The sequence below is a fragment of the Streptomyces sp. NPDC088197 genome (genome assembly GCF_044741185.1).
Lineage (GTDB): Bacteria > Actinomycetota > Actinomycetes > Streptomycetales > Streptomycetaceae > Actinacidiphila.
The window spans coordinates 317,018-333,287 of record NZ_JBIUSD010000003.1 but is presented as its reverse complement, the minus strand read 5'-3'; the positions used below and the strand labels follow the sequence as shown (position 1 = coordinate 333,287).

The 16,270-nt window shown below is 72.1% G+C and carries 14 protein-coding genes and 1 pseudogene; 12 read left to right on the top strand and 3 right to left on the bottom strand.

The features are described from left to right. Positions 1-9: 9 nt before the first annotated feature. Together eno and ACIOC1_RS09915 are read left to right on the top strand one after the other, a co-directional pair. Positions 10-1,302 carry a phosphopyruvate hydratase gene (eno, locus tag ACIOC1_RS09920; protein ID WP_401853136.1) on the top strand — a complete coding sequence of 431 codons (1,293 nt, stop codon included), beginning with the start codon at positions 10-12 and terminating at the stop codon, positions 1,300-1,302. A gap of 241 nt (positions 1,303-1,543) precedes the next feature. Then, a complete protein-coding gene (locus ACIOC1_RS09915) occupies positions 1,544-2,143 on the top strand; it encodes a molybdopterin-dependent oxidoreductase (RefSeq protein WP_391047229.1) in 600 nt (199 codons plus the stop codon). Between the two features lie 40 nt (positions 2,144-2,183). Here the strand turns inward: ACIOC1_RS09915 and def are convergent, their stop codons facing one another. After that, complete coding sequence (gene def / locus ACIOC1_RS09910) at positions 2,184-2,777, bottom strand: peptide deformylase (protein WP_401853134.1); 594 nt, start codon at positions 2,775-2,777, stop codon at positions 2,184-2,186. Positions 2,778-2,853: 76 nt separating this feature from the next. On the opposite strand from def, the gene ACIOC1_RS09905 reads away from it, so the two are divergent. The 5 genes from ACIOC1_RS09905 to ACIOC1_RS09885 all read left to right on the top strand — a co-directional run bounded on the left by ACIOC1_RS09905 (position 2,854) and on the right by ACIOC1_RS09885 (position 7,886). Beyond that, positions 2,854-3,405, top strand: coding sequence for a winged helix-turn-helix domain-containing protein (locus ACIOC1_RS09905; protein WP_401853132.1), 552 nt, complete (start codon positions 2,854-2,856; stop codon positions 3,403-3,405). Between the two features lie 510 nt (positions 3,406-3,915). Continuing rightward, complete coding sequence (locus ACIOC1_RS09900) at positions 3,916-4,095, top strand: hypothetical protein (RefSeq protein ID WP_401853129.1); 180 nt, start codon at positions 3,916-3,918, stop codon at positions 4,093-4,095. A gap of 227 nt (positions 4,096-4,322) precedes the next feature. Then, the gene (locus ACIOC1_RS09895; protein ID WP_355334633.1) at positions 4,323-4,901 is read left to right on the top strand and encodes a WHG domain-containing protein; all 579 of its coding nucleotides are present in this window, start codon (positions 4,323-4,325) and stop codon (positions 4,899-4,901) included. 6 nt (positions 4,902-4,907) lie between these two features. After that, the gene (locus ACIOC1_RS09890) at positions 4,908-6,122 is read left to right on the top strand and encodes a GDSL-type esterase/lipase family protein (RefSeq protein WP_401853127.1); all 1,215 of its coding nucleotides are present in this window, start codon (positions 4,908-4,910) and stop codon (positions 6,120-6,122) included. Positions 6,123-6,287: 165 nt separating this feature from the next. Further along, positions 6,288-7,886: a hypothetical protein gene (locus ACIOC1_RS09885; RefSeq protein ID WP_401853124.1), complete on the top strand. Its 1,599-nt coding sequence runs from the start codon at positions 6,288-6,290 to the stop codon at positions 7,884-7,886. Positions 7,887-7,937: 51 nt separating this feature from the next. On the opposite strand, the gene ACIOC1_RS09880 is transcribed toward ACIOC1_RS09885, so the two are convergent. After that, positions 7,938-8,858 (bottom strand): phosphotransferase, encoded by a 921-nt coding sequence (locus tag ACIOC1_RS09880; protein WP_401853121.1) that lies wholly within the window; start codon positions 8,856-8,858, stop codon positions 7,938-7,940. Positions 8,859-9,209: 351 nt separating this feature from the next. Here ACIOC1_RS09880 and ACIOC1_RS09875 point away from each other — a divergent pair, with 351 nt between their 5' ends. Beyond that, a complete protein-coding gene (locus tag ACIOC1_RS09875) occupies positions 9,210-9,698 on the top strand; it encodes a DUF5959 family protein (protein WP_401853119.1) in 489 nt (162 codons plus the stop codon). On the opposite strand, the pseudogene ACIOC1_RS09870 reads toward ACIOC1_RS09875, so the two are convergent. Continuing rightward, positions 9,690-10,492 (bottom strand): annotated as a pseudogene (locus ACIOC1_RS09870) (IS5 family transposase). The gene ACIOC1_RS09875 and the pseudogene ACIOC1_RS09870 sit on opposite strands and share 9 nt — an antisense overlap. Before the next feature lie 209 nt (positions 10,493-10,701). Between ACIOC1_RS09870 and ACIOC1_RS09865 the strand changes: the two are divergent. The 4 genes from ACIOC1_RS09865 (at position 10,702) to araA (ending at position 16,110) form a co-directional block, all read left to right on the top strand. Next, complete coding sequence (locus ACIOC1_RS09865) at positions 10,702-11,760, top strand: substrate-binding domain-containing protein (RefSeq protein WP_391043637.1); 1,059 nt, start codon at positions 10,702-10,704, stop codon at positions 11,758-11,760. A gap of 238 nt (positions 11,761-11,998) precedes the next feature. Then, entirely contained in the window at positions 11,999-13,675 is a 1,677-nt protein-coding gene (gene araB / locus ACIOC1_RS09860; protein ID WP_401853117.1) for a ribulokinase, read from the top strand. 75 nt (positions 13,676-13,750) lie between these two features. Beyond that, a complete protein-coding gene (locus ACIOC1_RS09855; RefSeq protein ID WP_401853114.1) occupies positions 13,751-14,608 on the top strand; it encodes an L-ribulose-5-phosphate 4-epimerase in 858 nt (285 codons plus the stop codon). Beyond that, positions 14,605-16,110 (top strand): L-arabinose isomerase, encoded by a 1,506-nt coding sequence (gene araA / locus ACIOC1_RS09850; RefSeq protein WP_401853112.1) that lies wholly within the window; start codon positions 14,605-14,607, stop codon positions 16,108-16,110. Before ACIOC1_RS09855 ends, araA begins: the two co-directional genes overlap by 4 nt. The last annotated feature ends 160 nt before the right edge of the window (positions 16,111-16,270 follow it).

Below are 16,270 nucleotides of genomic sequence, written 5' to 3'. Positions count from 1 at the left end.
ACCACCGCCATGGCCGCCAGGACCACCATCACCCGCGTCGTCGCCCGCGAGATCATCGACAGCCGGGGCCATCCGACCGTCGAGGTCGACGTCGAACTGGCCGACGGTTCCACCGGCCGCGCGGCCGTACCCTCCGGAGCCTCGACCGGCGCCCGCGAGGCGGTGGAACTGCGCGACGAGGACCCGGCCCGCTTCCACGGCAAGGGAGTTCGACGGGCCGTCGACGCCGTCAACGAGTCGATCGTGGACATCGTCGTCGGCCTGGAGGCGGAGGACCAGGCCGCCGTGGACGCGGCGCTGATCGAGCTGGACGGCACGCCCGACAAGTCCCGGCTCGGCGCGAACGCGATCCTCGGCGTCTCCCTGGCCACCGCCAAGGCCGCCGCGCACGCGCACCGGCTGCCGCTCTACCGCTACGTCGGTGGCGTGGACGCCCGGCTGCTGCCGGTGCCGATGATGAACATCGTCAACGGCGGCGCGCACGCCGACAATCCGCTGGACTTCCAGGAGTTCATGATCGCGCCGATCGGCGCGGCCACCTTCGCCGAGGCCGTACGCATCGGCTCCGAGGTCTTCCACACCCTGCGCGGCGACCTGCTGGCCGCGGGGCACAGCACCGCGGTCGGCGACGAGGGCGGCTTCGCCCCCGACCTGCGGACCGCCGAAGAGGCGCTGGACTTCGTCGTACGCGCCGTCGAGCGCAGCGGGTACAAGGCCGGCACCGACATCACCGTCGTCATGGACCCCGCCGCGTCGGAGTTCTTCCGCGACGGGGTCTACGACTACACCGGCGAGGGCGTACGCCGCAGCGTCGAGCAACACGCCGAGTACCTGGCCCAGTTGGTGGCGAACTACCCCGTGGCGTCCATCGAGGACCCGATGGCCGAGGACGACCGCGACGGCTGGCGGCTGCTCATGGCGCGGCTCGGCGACCGCTGCCAGCTCACCGGTGACGATGTCTTCTGCACCAACGAGACGCTGCTGCGCGAGGGAATCCGCGACGGCGTCGCCAACTCCGTTCTGGTGAAGGTCAATCAGATCGGCACGCTCACCGAGACGTTGGCGACCGTCGGCACCGCGCACCGCGCGGGCTACACCGTCGTGATGTCGCACCGCTCCGGCGAGACCGAGGACACCACCATCGCCGACCTGGCCGTCGCGACCGGCTGCGGTCAGATCAAGACGGGTTCGCTGTCGCGCTCCGACCGCACCGCCAAGTACAACCAGCTCATCCGGATCGAGGAGGAGCTGGGGACGCAGGCGCGGTACGCGGGCCGCGAGGCGCTCGGGCTGCGGCGCTAGGGCGTGTCGGGGGGCGAGCGGGTCCAGGGAACGGTTTTCGTGGGGCGCCCGGCGAATGCGAGGCGAAAGGGCCGGATGCCGCCGCATGTGATAATCGTTAACGGTGTCTGGCCTCGCATGAGCGGACGCCTGATCTCCTCGCACCACCGGATTCCAGCGCGCCGCTGGAACTCCACCGCACCACCGGGACCGCCGCCGTGCCATCGACCCGCATCGACCCGCAGGGAAGGACGATCACCCAGTGGGAAACGACGAGCTTCCCCCGGGACAGCGCAAGGTCAGGGGCTGGCCCGTCTCGCACTACGGACCCGTGCCCAGATTCCGGGCGGACCGGTGGAGCCTGAAGGTGTTCGGCGCCACCGCCGCCGGCGGCGAACACACGTGGACCCTTGAGGAGTTCAGCGCGCTGCCGCGCGCCACGGTCGCCGCCGACCTGCACTGCGCGTCCGGGACGACCTCGACCGGCCACGAGTGGTTCGGCGTCACCGCCCGCACCCTGCTGGACCTGGCGCCCCCGGCGCCGCACGCCACCCACGTCATGGCCTGGGCGGAGTACGGCTACAGCGCCAATCTCCGGCTCGCCGACTTCACCGCCGACGGCACCCTGCTGGCCACCCACCACAACGGTGACCAGCTCACCGCGGAACACGGCTTCCCCGTACGCCTGGTCGTACCGCATCTGTACAGCTGGAAGGGGCCCAAGTGGCTCCGTGCCATCGAGTACATGACGACGGACCGGCGCGGCTTCTGGGAGGAGCGCGGCCACCACAACCTCGCGGACCCCTGGAAGGAGCAGCGCTACACCCACCAGGAGGAGGACGGCGACGGCCCGGCGGTGTGACGACCGGCCTGACGCGTCCCCCGAGCCCCGTGCGCGGAGGTCAGCGGCCCAACTCGGCGGCCCTGGCCGCGCGCAGGGCGAAGACGTGTTCGCGGCGGTCGGCCATCTGACGCAGCGCCTCGCGCCGGTCGCGCCGTGAGAGGCGGTCGAGGTAGAGGCGGCCGTCCAGGTGGTCGGTCTCGTGCTGGAGGCAGCGCCCGAACTGGCCGTTGCCCGCGACGACGACCGGCTCGCCGTACTGGTCGAAGCCGCGCGCCACGGCGTGGTCGGTGCGCGGCACGTCCACCGTCGCGCCCGGCACCGACAGACAGCCCTCGGCGTCGTCGACGAGCCGCCGGTCGGCAGGCGCGGGTTCGTCGAGCACGGGATTGACCAGGTGCCCGGTGTGGTGGACGCCGTCGTCGTCCCAGCAGTCGTACACGAACAGCCGCAGGCTGACGCCCACTTGATTGGCCGCCAGGCCCGCGCCGTCGGCGACGTGCATGGTGAGCACCATGTCCTCGATCAGCTCGGCCAGTTCCGTGGTCCCGAATTCGGTCACCTCGCGGCAGGGGCGGTGCAGGATGTCGTCGCCGGTGACGGTGATGGCGCGCACGACGGCGCGCTCGGACACGTCGAAGGGGCGGGAGACCAAGGGGCTCACTCTCCTCGGAGCGGTGGCGTCGGCCAGGAGCTTGCAAAGCTCTTTGCAAAGTAGCAGGCTTTGCAAAGTGACAGAAGAAGAAGCGGAGACCGGAACCTCGGCGGACAGCGGTCTGCCCGACCACGACGTACGCCGCGACCTGCTCGGCCTGCTCGCCGAGGTCGGTACGGTCACGGCCACACAGGCGGCCGGGCGGCTCGGCTACAGCTCCGGCCTGTGCTCGTTCCATCTGCGGCAACTCGCGCGCTACGGCTACATCGAGGAGGCCCCGCACCGCGGTGGCCGCGCCCGGCCGTGGCGGATCCGGCAGGCGGGGGAGCCGGAGAAGGGGGAGGGTCCCGCGACGGAATTCGGGGAGCTGGCCCGTGGGTTGGAGGACGAGAGCTACCGGCGCTGGCAGACCCAGCGCGACAGCGCTCCCGCCCCGTGGCGGCAGGACGAGGCGTTCAGCGCGGTCGCGTATCTGACCCCGGAGGAGATGGCCGCCGTGGCCGACGCGATCCGGCAGACCCTCGCCCGCTACCGCGACCGGGAGCCGAATCCGGCGGTCCGCCCCGCCGCGGCCCGTCCGGTCGCGGTCGTCGCACGGCTCTTCCCGCTGCTGCCCGACGAGGGCTAGGGCCTGAGGTCGCAGGGTGTCGATGCGGGTGTACGGGGGCCGGCGCGGGAGAACCGGCGTCGGTCACAGGGCGTTGCGCGCGCCCCAGCGTCCGCGGCGCCTTCTTGTGCGGGCCGCCGAGGTGGCCCAGCAGCACGAGCGCCGGCTGTTCTGGGCGGGAAAGCGGCGGCCGGAGCGGGCCATTGACCTCACCCATGGCGACGTCTCGTTCACGGACGCCTTTTGACGTCGTCCGCGCGGTGAACCGCACAGAAGACAGGCGGTGTTGCGCGCGGGAAGCGACCGGGCGATCCCGGCGCCTGCGGTGACGTCCACGCGGGCCGTCCACGCCGTGAGGAGGACAGGGAGCACCCCGTCAGAACCGGCCTTCACGGGTTCCACCTCCTCGCCTGGTGTGACGGTCCTGCGGACGCTACCAACGGCGCATCGCCCGCCCAACCGGTTTTACGGCCAAGCCCGCCCCGGCTCCGGCGCGTCGGTGCGGCCGGAACGGATGGATAGGCTCCCCGCATGGACGCCCGCATGGACGCCCGCGTGGAGATCGTCCGGGAGATCAGCCCGGAGACCGGTCAGGAACTCGTCGACACCTTCGCCCGGCTGCTGCCGCAGCTGTCCGCGACGGCGCGGCCCCTCGCGCGGCTGGCCTTCCGGGCCCGCGAGTCGACGGTCTACCGCTTCCCGATCGACTAGCCGGGCCCCGGGCCCTTCTGTCCCACGGCGAGTGGGCTCTACGGCGAGCGGCCCCCGCGGTGAGCGGCCCGACACCGAGCGGTCCCACACCGAGCGGTCCCACGCCGCGCGGCCTCACGGCGGCGGTCCGACCATGAGCGGGGGTCCGCCGTCACATCGGGCTGCGGTCATTTGCCTAAAGCCTTTAGGTATGTGCATGATGGACTTAGGTAACGAGGAGGACGGCTGTGGTGCGCGTAGGACTGACACGGGAGCGTTTGGTGCGGGCGGGGGCGGAGCTGGCCGACGAGGTCGGGTTCGACGCGGTGACCGTCTCCGAGCTGGCCAGGCGGTTCGACGTGAAGGTCGCGAGCCTGTATTCGCACGTGCGGAATTCGCACGATCTCCAGACCGGGATCGCGCAGCTCGCACTGGCGGAAATGGCCGATCGCGGTGCCGCCGCCCTGGCGGGCCGGGCCGGGAAGGACGCGCTCGCCGGACTGGCGAACGTGTACCGCGACTACGCCCGGGAGCACCCCGGACGGTACGCGGCGGCCCAGTTCCGGCTCGATCCGCAGGCCGCCGCCGCGAGCGCGGGCGGGCGGCACGCGGAGATGACACGGGCGATCCTGCGCGGCTACGACCTCGACGAGCCGGACCAGACGCACGCGGTGCGGCTGCTCGGGAGCGTGTTCAACGGCTACGTCGGCCTGGAGATGGGCGGCGGGTTCAGCCACAGCGCGCCCGACACCCAGGACACCTGGGAACGCGTCATCGACGCCCTCGACGCCCTGTTGAAGAACTGGCCGGAAAAAGACGGAAGTTGAAGAGCAATGCCTACCGAGAACGACGCACGAACCGAGCACGGCGACTGGACCACGACCCTGTTCACCACGCCCGAGGGCGCGGAACTGGTGCGCGGCGCGCTGGAGTTGGAGCCCACCGGACACGGCGTACTGCCGCACCGGCTGCCCGCGCGGGCCCGCGCCCAGTGCGCCGACGCCCAGCTCGCCATGGCCGAGTCCCAACCCTCCGGCGTACGGCTGGTGTTCCGCACCCGCGCCACCACCGTGGAGCTGGACACGCTGCCCACCAAGCGCGTGTACGCGGGCGCGCCGCCGCGCCCCGACGGCCTCTACGACCTGCTGGTCGACGGCCGCCCCGCGGGCCAGGGCAGCGTGGCCGGCGGCCACACCCTGACCGTCGACATGAGCACCGGAACCGCCGAGCACAAGCCCGGCGACCCCGGCACCCTCCGCTTCGCCGAACTGCCCGACGCGGACAAGGACATCGAGATCTGGCTGCCGCACAACGAGACGACCGAGATCGTCGCGCTGCGCACCGACGCGCCCGTCGGGCCGGTCCCCGACCGGGGCCGTAAGGTCTGGCTGCACCACGGCAGTTCGATCAGCCACGGCTCCGACGCGGCGAGCCCCACCACCACATGGCCCGCTCTCGCGGCCTCCCTCGGCGGTGTGGAGCTGATCAATCTGGGTCTGGGCGGCAGCGCGCTGCTCGACCCGTTCACGGCCCGCGCCCTGCGCGACACGCCCGCCGACCTGGTGAGCGTGAAGATCGGCATCAATATCGTCAACGCCGACCTGATGCGGCTGCGCGCCTTCGGCCCCGCCGTGCACGGCTTCCTCGACACCATCCGCGAGGGCCACCCGGACGCCCCGCTGCTGGTCGTCTCGCCGATCCTGAGCCCGATCCACGAGAACACCCCGGGCCCCGCCGCCTTCGACTTCGAAGCGCTCAGCACCGGAAAGCTGCGGTTCCGCGCCACCGGCGACCCGGCGGAGCTGGCGGCGGGCAAGCTGACCCTGACCGTCATCCGCGCGGAACTGGAGCGGATCGTCGCCGAGCGCGCGGCCACCGACCCGCACCTGTACTACCTCGACGGCCGCGAACTCTACGGCGAGGCGGACTACGCCGAACTGCCGCTGCCCGACGAGCTGCACCCGGACGCCGCCACCCACCGGCGTATCGGCGAACGCTTCGCCGAGCGGGCCTTCGCGGAGAGCGGCGCCTTCGCCGCGAGCCGGTAGCAGTACCCCTGAACAGGGCGGATGTGCGTCCGGGACCCCTCCCGGCGCAGGCGGTGACAATGGGCGACGGCCGCCGCCCACCGCCCGACGAAGGGGACCGAGAGGGACCACCCGCCCCAGCCTGCACCGGACCCCGAGCCCCGGCACGTATCCGAACAGGACGGCGTGCCGAAGCCGCCGCCGGGACCGCCGCCGGGGCCCCCGCTGCGACCGCCGCCGGGGCCCCCGCCGGGTTATCTGCCGGGGCAGCGTCCGGGCCCCGTTGACGGGAACGAGGACGGCGGCGCGGGCCGGGCCATCGCCGGAGCCGTCAGGGGCGCGGGCGACGGCGGGCGCTCGCACGACCCGCTGGCCGTCGCCCTCGCCAACGCCTCACTCCTCAGCGCCGGTTACCTGCTCCTCGGCCGCCGGGGCCCGGTCCTTCGGCAGCGGGTGATCGCGCTCGCCGTCCTCCTGCCGATGCTGCTGGTCGCGGGGCTGCTGCGGCTCGACGCCTCGCGGACCGAGGGGAAGGTGGCCGCCGCGCGCCGGAGCGGCGACTGCGCCCAGGCGTTGAGCGCCCAGGACGGTCTCTGGTTCGGCCCCCGTGTGACCGACGCGCCGCTGACCGCGAGCGGCGACCGTACGGTACGGGCCTGCCACCGGCTCGGCGTGGCGCAGCACGAGCTGACCACCGGACTGAGCGGTGACACCCACGCGTTGACGGCGGACTTCGACGGCCTGGCCGCCGTACTCGCGGATCTGCCGGGCCACGAGAAGATGGTCGACACCGTGCTGAACGGCTTCCTCGGCCGACTGCCCACCAAGGTGCCCTGCGACACCGTCACGGTCACCGACTGGCTCCGCCAACACAATTCCGTCCAGGGCGACTTGGGCCGGGCGGCGGCCGTCGTCCCGAAGACCGCGCCCGCCGCGCTCGTCGGCTGCGGTGACGACCTCATGGAGGCCAAGGAGTGGGCGAAGGCCCGCGACCGCTACCAGCAGCAGCTTGACCAGTACCCCGGCGACCGGCTCGCCGCCAAGGCCCGCAGCGGCGTCGAGCAGGCCACCTTGACCATCGAGCTGGACAACGTCCGTACGCTGCTGGGCACTTCGACCGACACTGAGCCCGACTACTGCTCGAAACCGGCGAAGTACAGCGCCGCCGCGCCCTACCGCAAGGGCACCCACCACGCGCTGTTCTACGGCGACGACGAGTTCACCCGCGAACTGCCCGGCTCCTGGTCGGCCGACGACGTCACCAAGGCGGTACTCGTGGTCTGCGTCGGCGACAAGGACTACGGCACGACGGTCACGACCTGCCCGTACGAGAACAAGCTGCTGCCCGACTTCCCCCGCGAGGTGAAATTCCGCAAGATCGCGATCCCGGTGAAGATGTTCGAACTGCGCACCGGCAAGCTCGTGTCGAGCCGTACCGTGCAGATCGGCGGCGGGAGTTGCCCCGGCTCCCTGTCGTACACCACCTACGGCACCATCGACACCGGGCCGCCGTCCGAGGTGTACGTCACGCCGTCCACGTCCGACATCCGGTCCGCGTTCAGACCGCTGCGCTGTACGCGGACTGGTCGCGGAATCGCCCGCGAGTGCGTCGGGGCGCTGCGGATGGACGCGGGCCGCGATCCCGACGATCCCGAGGTGGCCGCGCTCGTCGGTGAACTCAGCCTCCGGGAAGTGGACTTCTGGATCTGGTGGGCGAGCCACCAGGTCCGCGGGTCCCGGCAGCCGGGCGGGCGGCGCGACGACGAACCGGCCGACCGGGCGTAGGCGTACCGGGGCTGGTCGACCGGTCTGGTCAACCGGACTGGTCAACCGGGCCTAGGCGTCGGCCAGTACGCGCTCCAGGGCCGCGCGCCCGGCGACTCCCCAGGTGGGCTTTCCGCCGGGCAGGCCCTTCTCGGCCGCCTGTCCGACGCTGATGAGACCCAGCGTGGCCCGGACCGCGTAGCCGCGGGCGCGGCGGATCGTGGCCGGGTCCGTACGGCCGTAGGCGGCGAAGAAGCGGGGCGCCGCGCCCGCGGGCAGGAGCAGCCAGGCGGCGGCGAGGTCGTTCGCCGCGTCGCCCGCGCACAGCTCGCCGAAGTCGATCACGCCCGCGAGGGTGCCGTCCGTGACGACGACGTTCGCGGGGTGGAGGTCGCCGTGCAGCCACGTCGGCGGGGCGGTGCTCTCGGGGGCGGCGACGGCGTCCGCCCAGACCCGCCGGGCCCCGTCGGCCAGGCGCGCGTCGAGGCCGCCTTCGGCGAGGGCGGCCACGCCGTGGTCGAACCCGTCGGCCAAGGACTTCAGCGGGACACCGCGGTCCGGGTTGGCCGGTGCGTCGGCGGGTGCCTCCCGATGCAGCGCCGTGAGGAACCCCGCGAGCGCGTCGGCTGCGTGCTCGCCCCGGCCGATCGGCGTGAGGTCCGCCGGGCTCCCCGGCACCCACCTCGTGACGGCCCACGGCCGCGGGAAGCGCGCGGACGGCTCACCGTCGCGTACCGGCGTCGGAACCGGCAGCGGCAGGCGCGGCGCCAGAAGCGGGAGCCACCGCCGCTCCTTCGCCAGCAGCGCCGGTGCGCGCGGCGTACGCGGCAGCCGTACGGCCAACTCCTCGCCCAACCGCCACAGTTGGTTGTCCCAACCGCCGTCCGCCGGACGCAGTTCCAGCTCCGCCAGGTCCGGGTGCTGCTCCCGCACCAGCCACCGTACGACCTCCGCGTCGGCCGTCACGTGCCCGTGCCCGTCCACTTCCACCACGCGCCGTCCCGCCTCTCGCCGTGAGGTTCCCTCTGTGACCGTATCCCCACAGACGCGCCGTCCGCGCCGCCCGCCCCCTCCGGCGGGTGGTGAGGTGCGGGACCCCGCGCCGCTGAAAGGATCGGCTCGCCGTCCGGGCGAGAGACGGTGCCCCGTCAGGGGCGCGGGGAACTGCGCGGGTTACCCATCACCGGCCGGTGGTCCGGGGGCAACCGGTTTGCCCCGTTGGGGCGGGTGGTGAGGTGCGGGAGCGCTTCGGCTGAGCGCGCAGTTCCCCGCGCCCCTTAAAGGCAGGCCCTGCGCCAGCGCGGCGCGCTTTCCCCGTGCCCTAAGAACTTCTAACAAAATGAGATGAAGGATGGGCTCCGTCCAGGCGAGGATCGCTCAGTACTCAGCGATGAAAGGGCCGCTATGGGCGACAGTCCTCCGAGGGAACTCATCTCCCTCTCTGATGACGAGGGGAACAGCGTCACGGTCAACGTTCTGGGACGTAATCCCAGGTGGACCGCAGGACTCGACGCCGAGATCGTCGTCAGGACGCCCTTCGTGTCCGGCCGCATCGATCTGGCGTTGTACATTTCCGACCTGGAAAGCTGGGCCGACGCACTGGGCCGGCTCGACGCCGGCGAAGACGTCGCCTGGATGGAGATGAGCAGAGGGCCGTCCATCTTCATCCAGCTCACCGGCGAGCGTGACTGCCCGGAGGTGGTCGTTGAGGACGAGTCGGGGTCGATGGTCACCGTGCGCGTCCCCCTCGTCCCGCCGGACGACTGGATTGCCGACCACCGGCAGCGCCTGCACCAGGTGATGAGTTACTGGGCGCCGTTGCTGTCAGGGTAGGGAGACAAGCCGCCGCCAGCAGATGAGCGCACAGCCGAGGGCAAGGAAGGCTTCGTGGATGTCGTCGCGGGTCTCCCACCGGATCCGCAGCCGACGAAACCAGTGCAGATGGGCGAACGCACGCTCCACGACCCAGCGCTGGGTTCCGAGCCCGGAGCCGTGCTCGGTGCCGCGTCGGGCGATCGCCGGCTTCACGCCGAGGGCCCAGACGAGGCGGCGGTACTTGTCGTGGTCGTAGCCGCGGTCGCCGAGCACGACGCCTGGGGCGGCCTCGCTTGCCGCGTACCGGCGGCACGGCTTCGAGCAGCGGGATGAGCTGGGTGACGTCGTTGCGGTTGCCGCCGTTCAGGGTAATGGCGAGCAGAACGCCGGTGGCGTCGGTGATCAGGTGGTGCTTGCTGCCGGTTCTGCCCCGATCAACAGGGCTTCGTCCGGTCTGCGGGCCCCTTTAACGCCCGGATGTGGGAGCCGTCGACCGCTGCCCGGGAGAAGTCCAGGGCATTCGCAGCGCGTAGCTCGGCCAGAAGAGCCTGACGCAGCCGGGGCCACACGCCGGCTTCGGTCCATTCGGCCAGGCGGCGCCAGAACGTCATGCCCGAGCCGAAGCCGAGCTCCTGCGGCAGATATTCCCAGGCGATCCCGGTGTGCAGCACGACCAGGATGCCCTGGAACACCAGCCGGTCCGGATGCCGCTTGCGCCCGGGATACCGAACCCGACGCTCCACCTTCGGCAACAGCGGCTCAACCACCGCCCATAGCTCGTCATCAACATGCCACGGCTTCGGCTGAGCCATCCCACGCCCCCGGATCATCAGTCCCGGAGTGATCCAATCACCTTGAAGATCATTTCGTTAGGAGTTCTAAGGGGTCCAAGCCCTTGGGAGGGTCGCCCCCGCCGGGGGGCCTGGTAAAGGCGTGTCTTCCTCCGCCAAGCGCGAGCGTACGGCCTTGACGGATGGGACTGTGAGCGCTAACACTTAGCAGCATCACGGAACGGAGAGCCATGTCTCGCACCGCGGACCCGGCAGCGCCCCGCAGGGCCCCCACCATGGCGGATGTCGCCCAGGTGGCGGGCGTCTCGCATCAGACGGTGTCGCGGGTGCTGAGCGATCACCCGAATGTGCGGGACACCACGCGCGCGGAGGTGCTGCGGGCGATCGAGGCGCTGGGGTACCGGCGCAACTCGTCGGCGCGGGCGCTGGTGACGCGGCGGACGCTGACGCTGGGGGTGGTGGCGTGCAATCCGACGCTGTTCGGCCCGGCGAGCACGCTGTTCGGGCTGGAGGAAGCGGCGCGGGACGAGGGCTACATGGTCTCCGCGGTGACCCTGCGGCGGCACACCCCGAAGGCGCTCGCGGACGCGATCGACCACCTCAGCGACTGGGGGGTGGAGGGCATCGTCGTGATAGTGCCGGAGCGGGAGGCCGTCGCCGCACTGGCCGAGCTGAAGCTGCCGTTCCCCGTCGTCACGGTGGAGGGCGGGCACGGCCTGCCGATCCCCGGCGTCTCGGTGGACCAGGAGCTGGGCGCGCGGCTGGTCACGGGCCATCTGCTGGCCGGCGGCCACCGCACGGTCTGGCATGTCGCGGGCCCGCAGAACTGGCTGGAGGCCGAAGCCCGTGTGCAGGGCTGGCGCGCCACGCTGGAGGAGGCGGGCGTCGAGGTGCCGTCGCCGCTGGTGGGCGACTGGACGCCGCTGTCGGGCTACCGCGCGGGACAGGAGCTGGCGGGCCGGGTCTCGGCGGGCTCCGGGCGCCGCGGTTCACCCGAGGTGTCGGCCGTCTTCGTGGCCAACGACCAGATGGCGCTGGGGGTGTTGCGGGCCTTCCGCGAGGCCGGTCTCTCGGTGCCGGGCCAGGTCGCCATCGCGGGCTTCGACGACATCCCTGAAGCCGAGTTCTTCGCGCCGCCGCTGACCACCGTCCGGCAGGACTTCACCGCGGTCGGCCAGGCCAGCATCCGGCTGCTGGTCGACCAGTTGGAGTCCGGCACCACCCGCGGCGGCGAACGCGTCGTCATCGAACCGCGCCTGATCGTCCGCAGCAGCAGCAACCCGTCCTGAGGGCGGCGGTCCGTACGGGCGGCGCACGGCACCGCGGCACGGATCGCAGCACGCGTCGCCACAGGTCCGGCCACCGGACCGGCACCGAGTCCGGCCGCACATCCCGCAGCACCTCTCGCAGTACGTCCCGCAGCACGTCCCGCAGGACAGAACAGGACCGCACCGCCGCAGAGTTCACACCGCAGGGCAATCGGTACGCGACCGGCTGCCGGAGCCCCCGGCGCATGGGGAGACACGCATGATGACCGATCCTCCCGCCGTCACCGTCGGCATCGATTTCGGCACGCTGTCCGGGCGCGCCCTGGTCGTGGCGGTCGACGACGGCAAGGAGCTGGGCAGCGCCGTCCACGAATACACCCATGGGGTGGTGGACGGCGCGCTGCCGAACGGCCGTGAGCTGCCGCCCGATTGGGCGTTGCAGATTCCGCAGGACTGGCGGGACGTGCTGCGCTTCGCCGTGCCGCGCGCGCTGGAGGCCGCCGGGGTGCGGGCGGAGCAGGTCGTGGGAGTGGCGACGGACTTCACCGCCTGTACGGTGCTGCCCGCGACGGCGGACGGCACGCCGTTGTGCGAGCTGCCGGACATGGCCGAACGCCCGCACGCCTACCCGAAGTTGTGGCGGCACCACGCGGCCCAGCCGGAGGCGGAGCTGATCGTGCGCCGCGCCGGGGAGTCCGGGCAGCCGTGGCTCGGCCGCTACGGCGGGCGGATCTCCAGCGAGTGGCAGTACGCCAAGGCGTTGCAGGTGCTCCGGGAGGACCCGGAGGTCTACGCGGCGGCCGACCGGTGGATCGAGGCGGCCGATTGGATCGTCTGGCAGTTGACCGGGGCCGAGAACCGCAATCCGTGCACGGCCGGTTACAAGGGCATCCACCAGGACGGCGGTTATCCGGACGCCGCGTTCCTGGCCTCCCTGCACCCGGACTTCGCCGGCTTCACGGCGAAGCTGGACCACCCGCTGTCCCAACTGGGCACCGCCGCCGGGGGTTTGAGTGCTTCGGCCGCCGCGCTGACCGGGCTGCGCGCGGGCACGGTCGTGGCGGTCGGAAACGTCGACGCGCATGTCACCAGCGCCGCCGCGCGGGCCCTGGACCCCGGCCATCTGCTGGCGATCATGGGGACCTCGACCTGTCACATCATGAACTCCGACGTGCTCGCCGAGGTGCCGGGCATGTGCGGGGTGGTCCGCGACGGCGTGGTCCCCGGCCTGTGGGGCTACGAGGCGGGCCAGAGCGGGGTGGGGGACATCTTCGCCTGGGCGGTGCGGACCGCGACACCGCAGCCGTACGCGCTGGAGGCCCGGCAGCGCGGCATCAGCCCGCACGAGCTGCTGACGGAGAAGGCCGCCGCCCAACCGGTCGGCGGACACGGGCTGTTGGCGCTCGACTGGCACAGCGGCAACCGCTCCGTACTGGTGGACCACCACCTGTCGGGGCTCCTGGTGGGGCTGACGCTGGACACCCGCCCCGAGGACATCTACCGGGCGCTGGTCGAGGCGACGGCCTTCGGCACGCGGACCATCGTGGAGGCGTTCGAGGGCGCCGGGGTGCCGGTCACCGACTTCACGGCGGCGGGTGGCCTGCTGAAGAACACCTTCCTCATGCAGACCTACAGCGATGTGCTGAACCGGCCGGTCAACGTGCTGTCCTCGGAGCAGGGCCCTGCGCTGGGCGCCGCGATCCACGCGGCCGTCGCGGCGGGGGCCCACCCCGACATCCGCACCGCCTCGGCCGCGATGGGCCGCCTGCGTCGCAACGCCTATCTGCCCGACCCCGCACGCGCCGCCGCCTACGACGACCTCTACGCCGAATACCGCGCCCTGCACGACCACTTCGGCCGGGGCGGCAGCGATGTCATGCACCGCCTGCGGGCGCTCCGAGGGCGGGCGCAGGCGGACACCCCGGCTCAGCCGTAGGGCGGCGTCTCGTGGCACCGCTCTTTGTTAGCGCTCACCCAGAATGTTAACGCTCACTCCCTGCCGAGGTCCCGTATGAGCAGTCACCCCTTTCCGCCCCCTGCCGCAGAGGCCGTCGTACGCCTGCGACAGCAGGTCAGCGACCTGCATCAGGAGCTGGTCCGCTACCGGCTGGTCGTCTGGACGGCGGGCAATGTCTCGGCGCGCGTGCCGGGGCACGGCCTGTTCGTGATCAAGCCGAGCGGTGTGGACTACGACCGGCTGACACCGGACGCGATGATCGTGTGCGACCTCGAAGGGCGGGTGGTGGAAGGCGACTTGTCGCCGTCCTCGGACATCGCCGCGCACGCCTACGTCTACCGGCACCTGCCGGAGGTCGGCGGGGTGGTGCACACCCACTCGACGTACGCGTGCGCGTGGGCGGCGCGCGGCGAGCCGGTGCCGTGCGTACTGACCGCGATGGCCGACGAGTTCGGGGCCGAGATCCCGGTCGGGCCGTTCGCGCTGATCGGTGACGACTCGATCGGCAGGGGCATCGTGGAGACGCTGGCCGGGCACCGCTCGCCGGCGGTGCTGATGAAGAGCCACGGGGTGTTCACCATCGGCAAGGACGCCCGCGCGGCCGTGAAAGCGGCGGTGATGTGCGAGGACGTGGCCCGTACCGTGCACATTTCCCGGCAGTTGGGCGATCCGCTGCCCCTCACCCGCGCCGACATCGACCGGCTCCACGACCGCTACCAGAACGTCTACGGGCAGCAGGCGGCGGCCGATCGCGCCGATGCCGCCGATAGCGTCGATTCCGGCGGCCCCGCCGGGCCGCCCCCCGCCGGCCAGGAGCCGCAGGCCGTCGTGCGCGACGGTCCGGCCGCCCCCATTGACACCGCCGATCCCGCGGATACCGCCGCCCCCGCCGACCGAGGAGCCCTGGCATGACACCGTCCGACGAGCGCGAGGTCTGGTTCCTCACCGGCAGCCAGGGCCTGTACGGCGAGCAGACGCTGCGGCAGGTCGCCGAGCAGTCGCGCGCCATCTCCGACCGGCTCGCCGCCACCCCCGGCGGCCCGGTGCGGATCGTGTGGAAGCCGGTGCTCACCGACGCCTCCGGCATCACCGGCACGGTCGTCGACGCCAACTCCAGCCGGGCGTGCGTGGGTCTGATCGCGTGGATGCACACCTTCTCGCCCGCGAAGATGTGGATAGCGGGCCTCGACCTGCTGCGCAAGCCGCTGCTGCATCTGCACACCCAGGCCAATGTCGAACTGCCGTGGTCCACCATCGACATGGACTTCATGAACCTCAATCAGGCCGCCCACGGCGACCGCGAGTTCGGCTATCTCCAGGCCCGGCTCGGCATCGCCCGCAAGACGGTCGCGGGCCATGTCTCCGATCCCGCCGTCGTGGCCCGCGTCCACACCTGGATGCGCGCCGCCCTCGGACACGACGCGCTGCGCCGTCTGAAGGTGGCCCGCTTCGGCGACAACATGCGCGACGTCGCCGTCACCGAGGGCGACAAGGTGGAGGCGCAGTTGCGGTTCGGCGTCTCGGTGAACACCTACGGCGTCAACGACCTGGTGGCCGTCGTGGACGAGGTGGACGACGCGGCCGTCTCGGAGGTGGTCAAGGAGTACGCGAGCGCCTACCGGCTGGCGGGCGAGCTGGCGGCGGGCGGCGAGCGCCACGACGCGCTGCGGTACGCGGCCCGGATCGAACTGGGCCTGCGCGCCTTCCTCACCGAGGGCGGCTTCTCCGCTTTCACGACCAACTTCGAGGATCTGGGCGGCCTTCGGCAACTTCCGGGCCTCGCGGTGCAGCGGCTGATGGGCGACGGCTACGGCTTCGGCGGCGAGGGCGACTGGAAGACGTCGATGCTGCTGCGCACCGTGAAGGTCATGGGGGCCGGTCTGCCGGGCGGCACCTCCTTCATGGAGGACTACACCTACGACCTGACGCCGGGCGGTGAAGTGATCCTGGGCGCGCACATGTTGGAGGTCTGCCCGACGATCGCGGCGCACCGGCCCTCGTGCGAGATCCACCCGCTGGGGATCGGCGGCCGGGAGGACCCGGTACGGCTCGTCTTCGACGCCCGGCCGGGGCCCGCGGTCGTCGTGGGCCTGGCCGACATGGGCGACCGCTTCCGGCTGGTCGCCAACGAGATCGAGGTCGTCGCGCCCGCGGAACCGCTGCCCCGACTGCCCGTGGCCCGCGCGGTGTGGCGGCCCGCGCCCGATCTGCGGACCTCCACCGAAGCCTGGCTGACCGCGGGCGGCCCGCACCACACCGTGCTCTCCAGCGCCGTCGGCGCCGAGGAACTGGCCGACCTGGCCGACATGCTCCGCACCGAACTCCTCCTCATCGACCACGACACCCAACTGCGCCGCTTCACCCAGGAGATCCGTTGGAATCAGGCGTATTACCGCATGGCGGGCGGCCTCTGACTGACCGTCGGGGCTGCCCTCGCCCCCGCACCCGCCCCGCGCCGCACGGCCGACCGCGTCCGCGGGCGCGGCCCTGTCCGCGCGCCCCGCCGCGGGGGGAGCCGCACCGCGACCGCCACCGCACCGGAGGCGGGTTTTTCTCTGTGCAACGTCTTGACGA

Coding starts and splice junctions, on each gene's coding strand:
- eno (WP_401853136.1), top strand. CDS start 10: ATGGCCGCCAGGACCACCATCACCCGCGTCGTCGCCCGCGAGATCATC.
- ACIOC1_RS09900 (WP_401853129.1), top strand. CDS start 3,916: ATGGACGCCCGCATGGACGCCCGCGTGGAGATCGTCCGGGAGATCAGC.
- ACIOC1_RS09890 (WP_401853127.1), top strand. CDS start 4,908: ATGCCTACCGAGAACGACGCACGAACCGAGCACGGCGACTGGACCACG.
- ACIOC1_RS09875 (WP_401853119.1), top strand. CDS start 9,210: ATGAAGGATGGGCTCCGTCCAGGCGAGGATCGCTCAGTACTCAGCGAT.
- ACIOC1_RS09865 (WP_391043637.1), top strand. CDS start 10,702: ATGTCTCGCACCGCGGACCCGGCAGCGCCCCGCAGGGCCCCCACCATG.
- araB (WP_401853117.1), top strand. CDS start 11,999: ATGATGACCGATCCTCCCGCCGTCACCGTCGGCATCGATTTCGGCACG.
- ACIOC1_RS09855 (WP_401853114.1), top strand. CDS start 13,751: ATGAGCAGTCACCCCTTTCCGCCCCCTGCCGCAGAGGCCGTCGTACGC.
- araA (WP_401853112.1), top strand. CDS start 14,605: ATGACACCGTCCGACGAGCGCGAGGTCTGGTTCCTCACCGGCAGCCAG.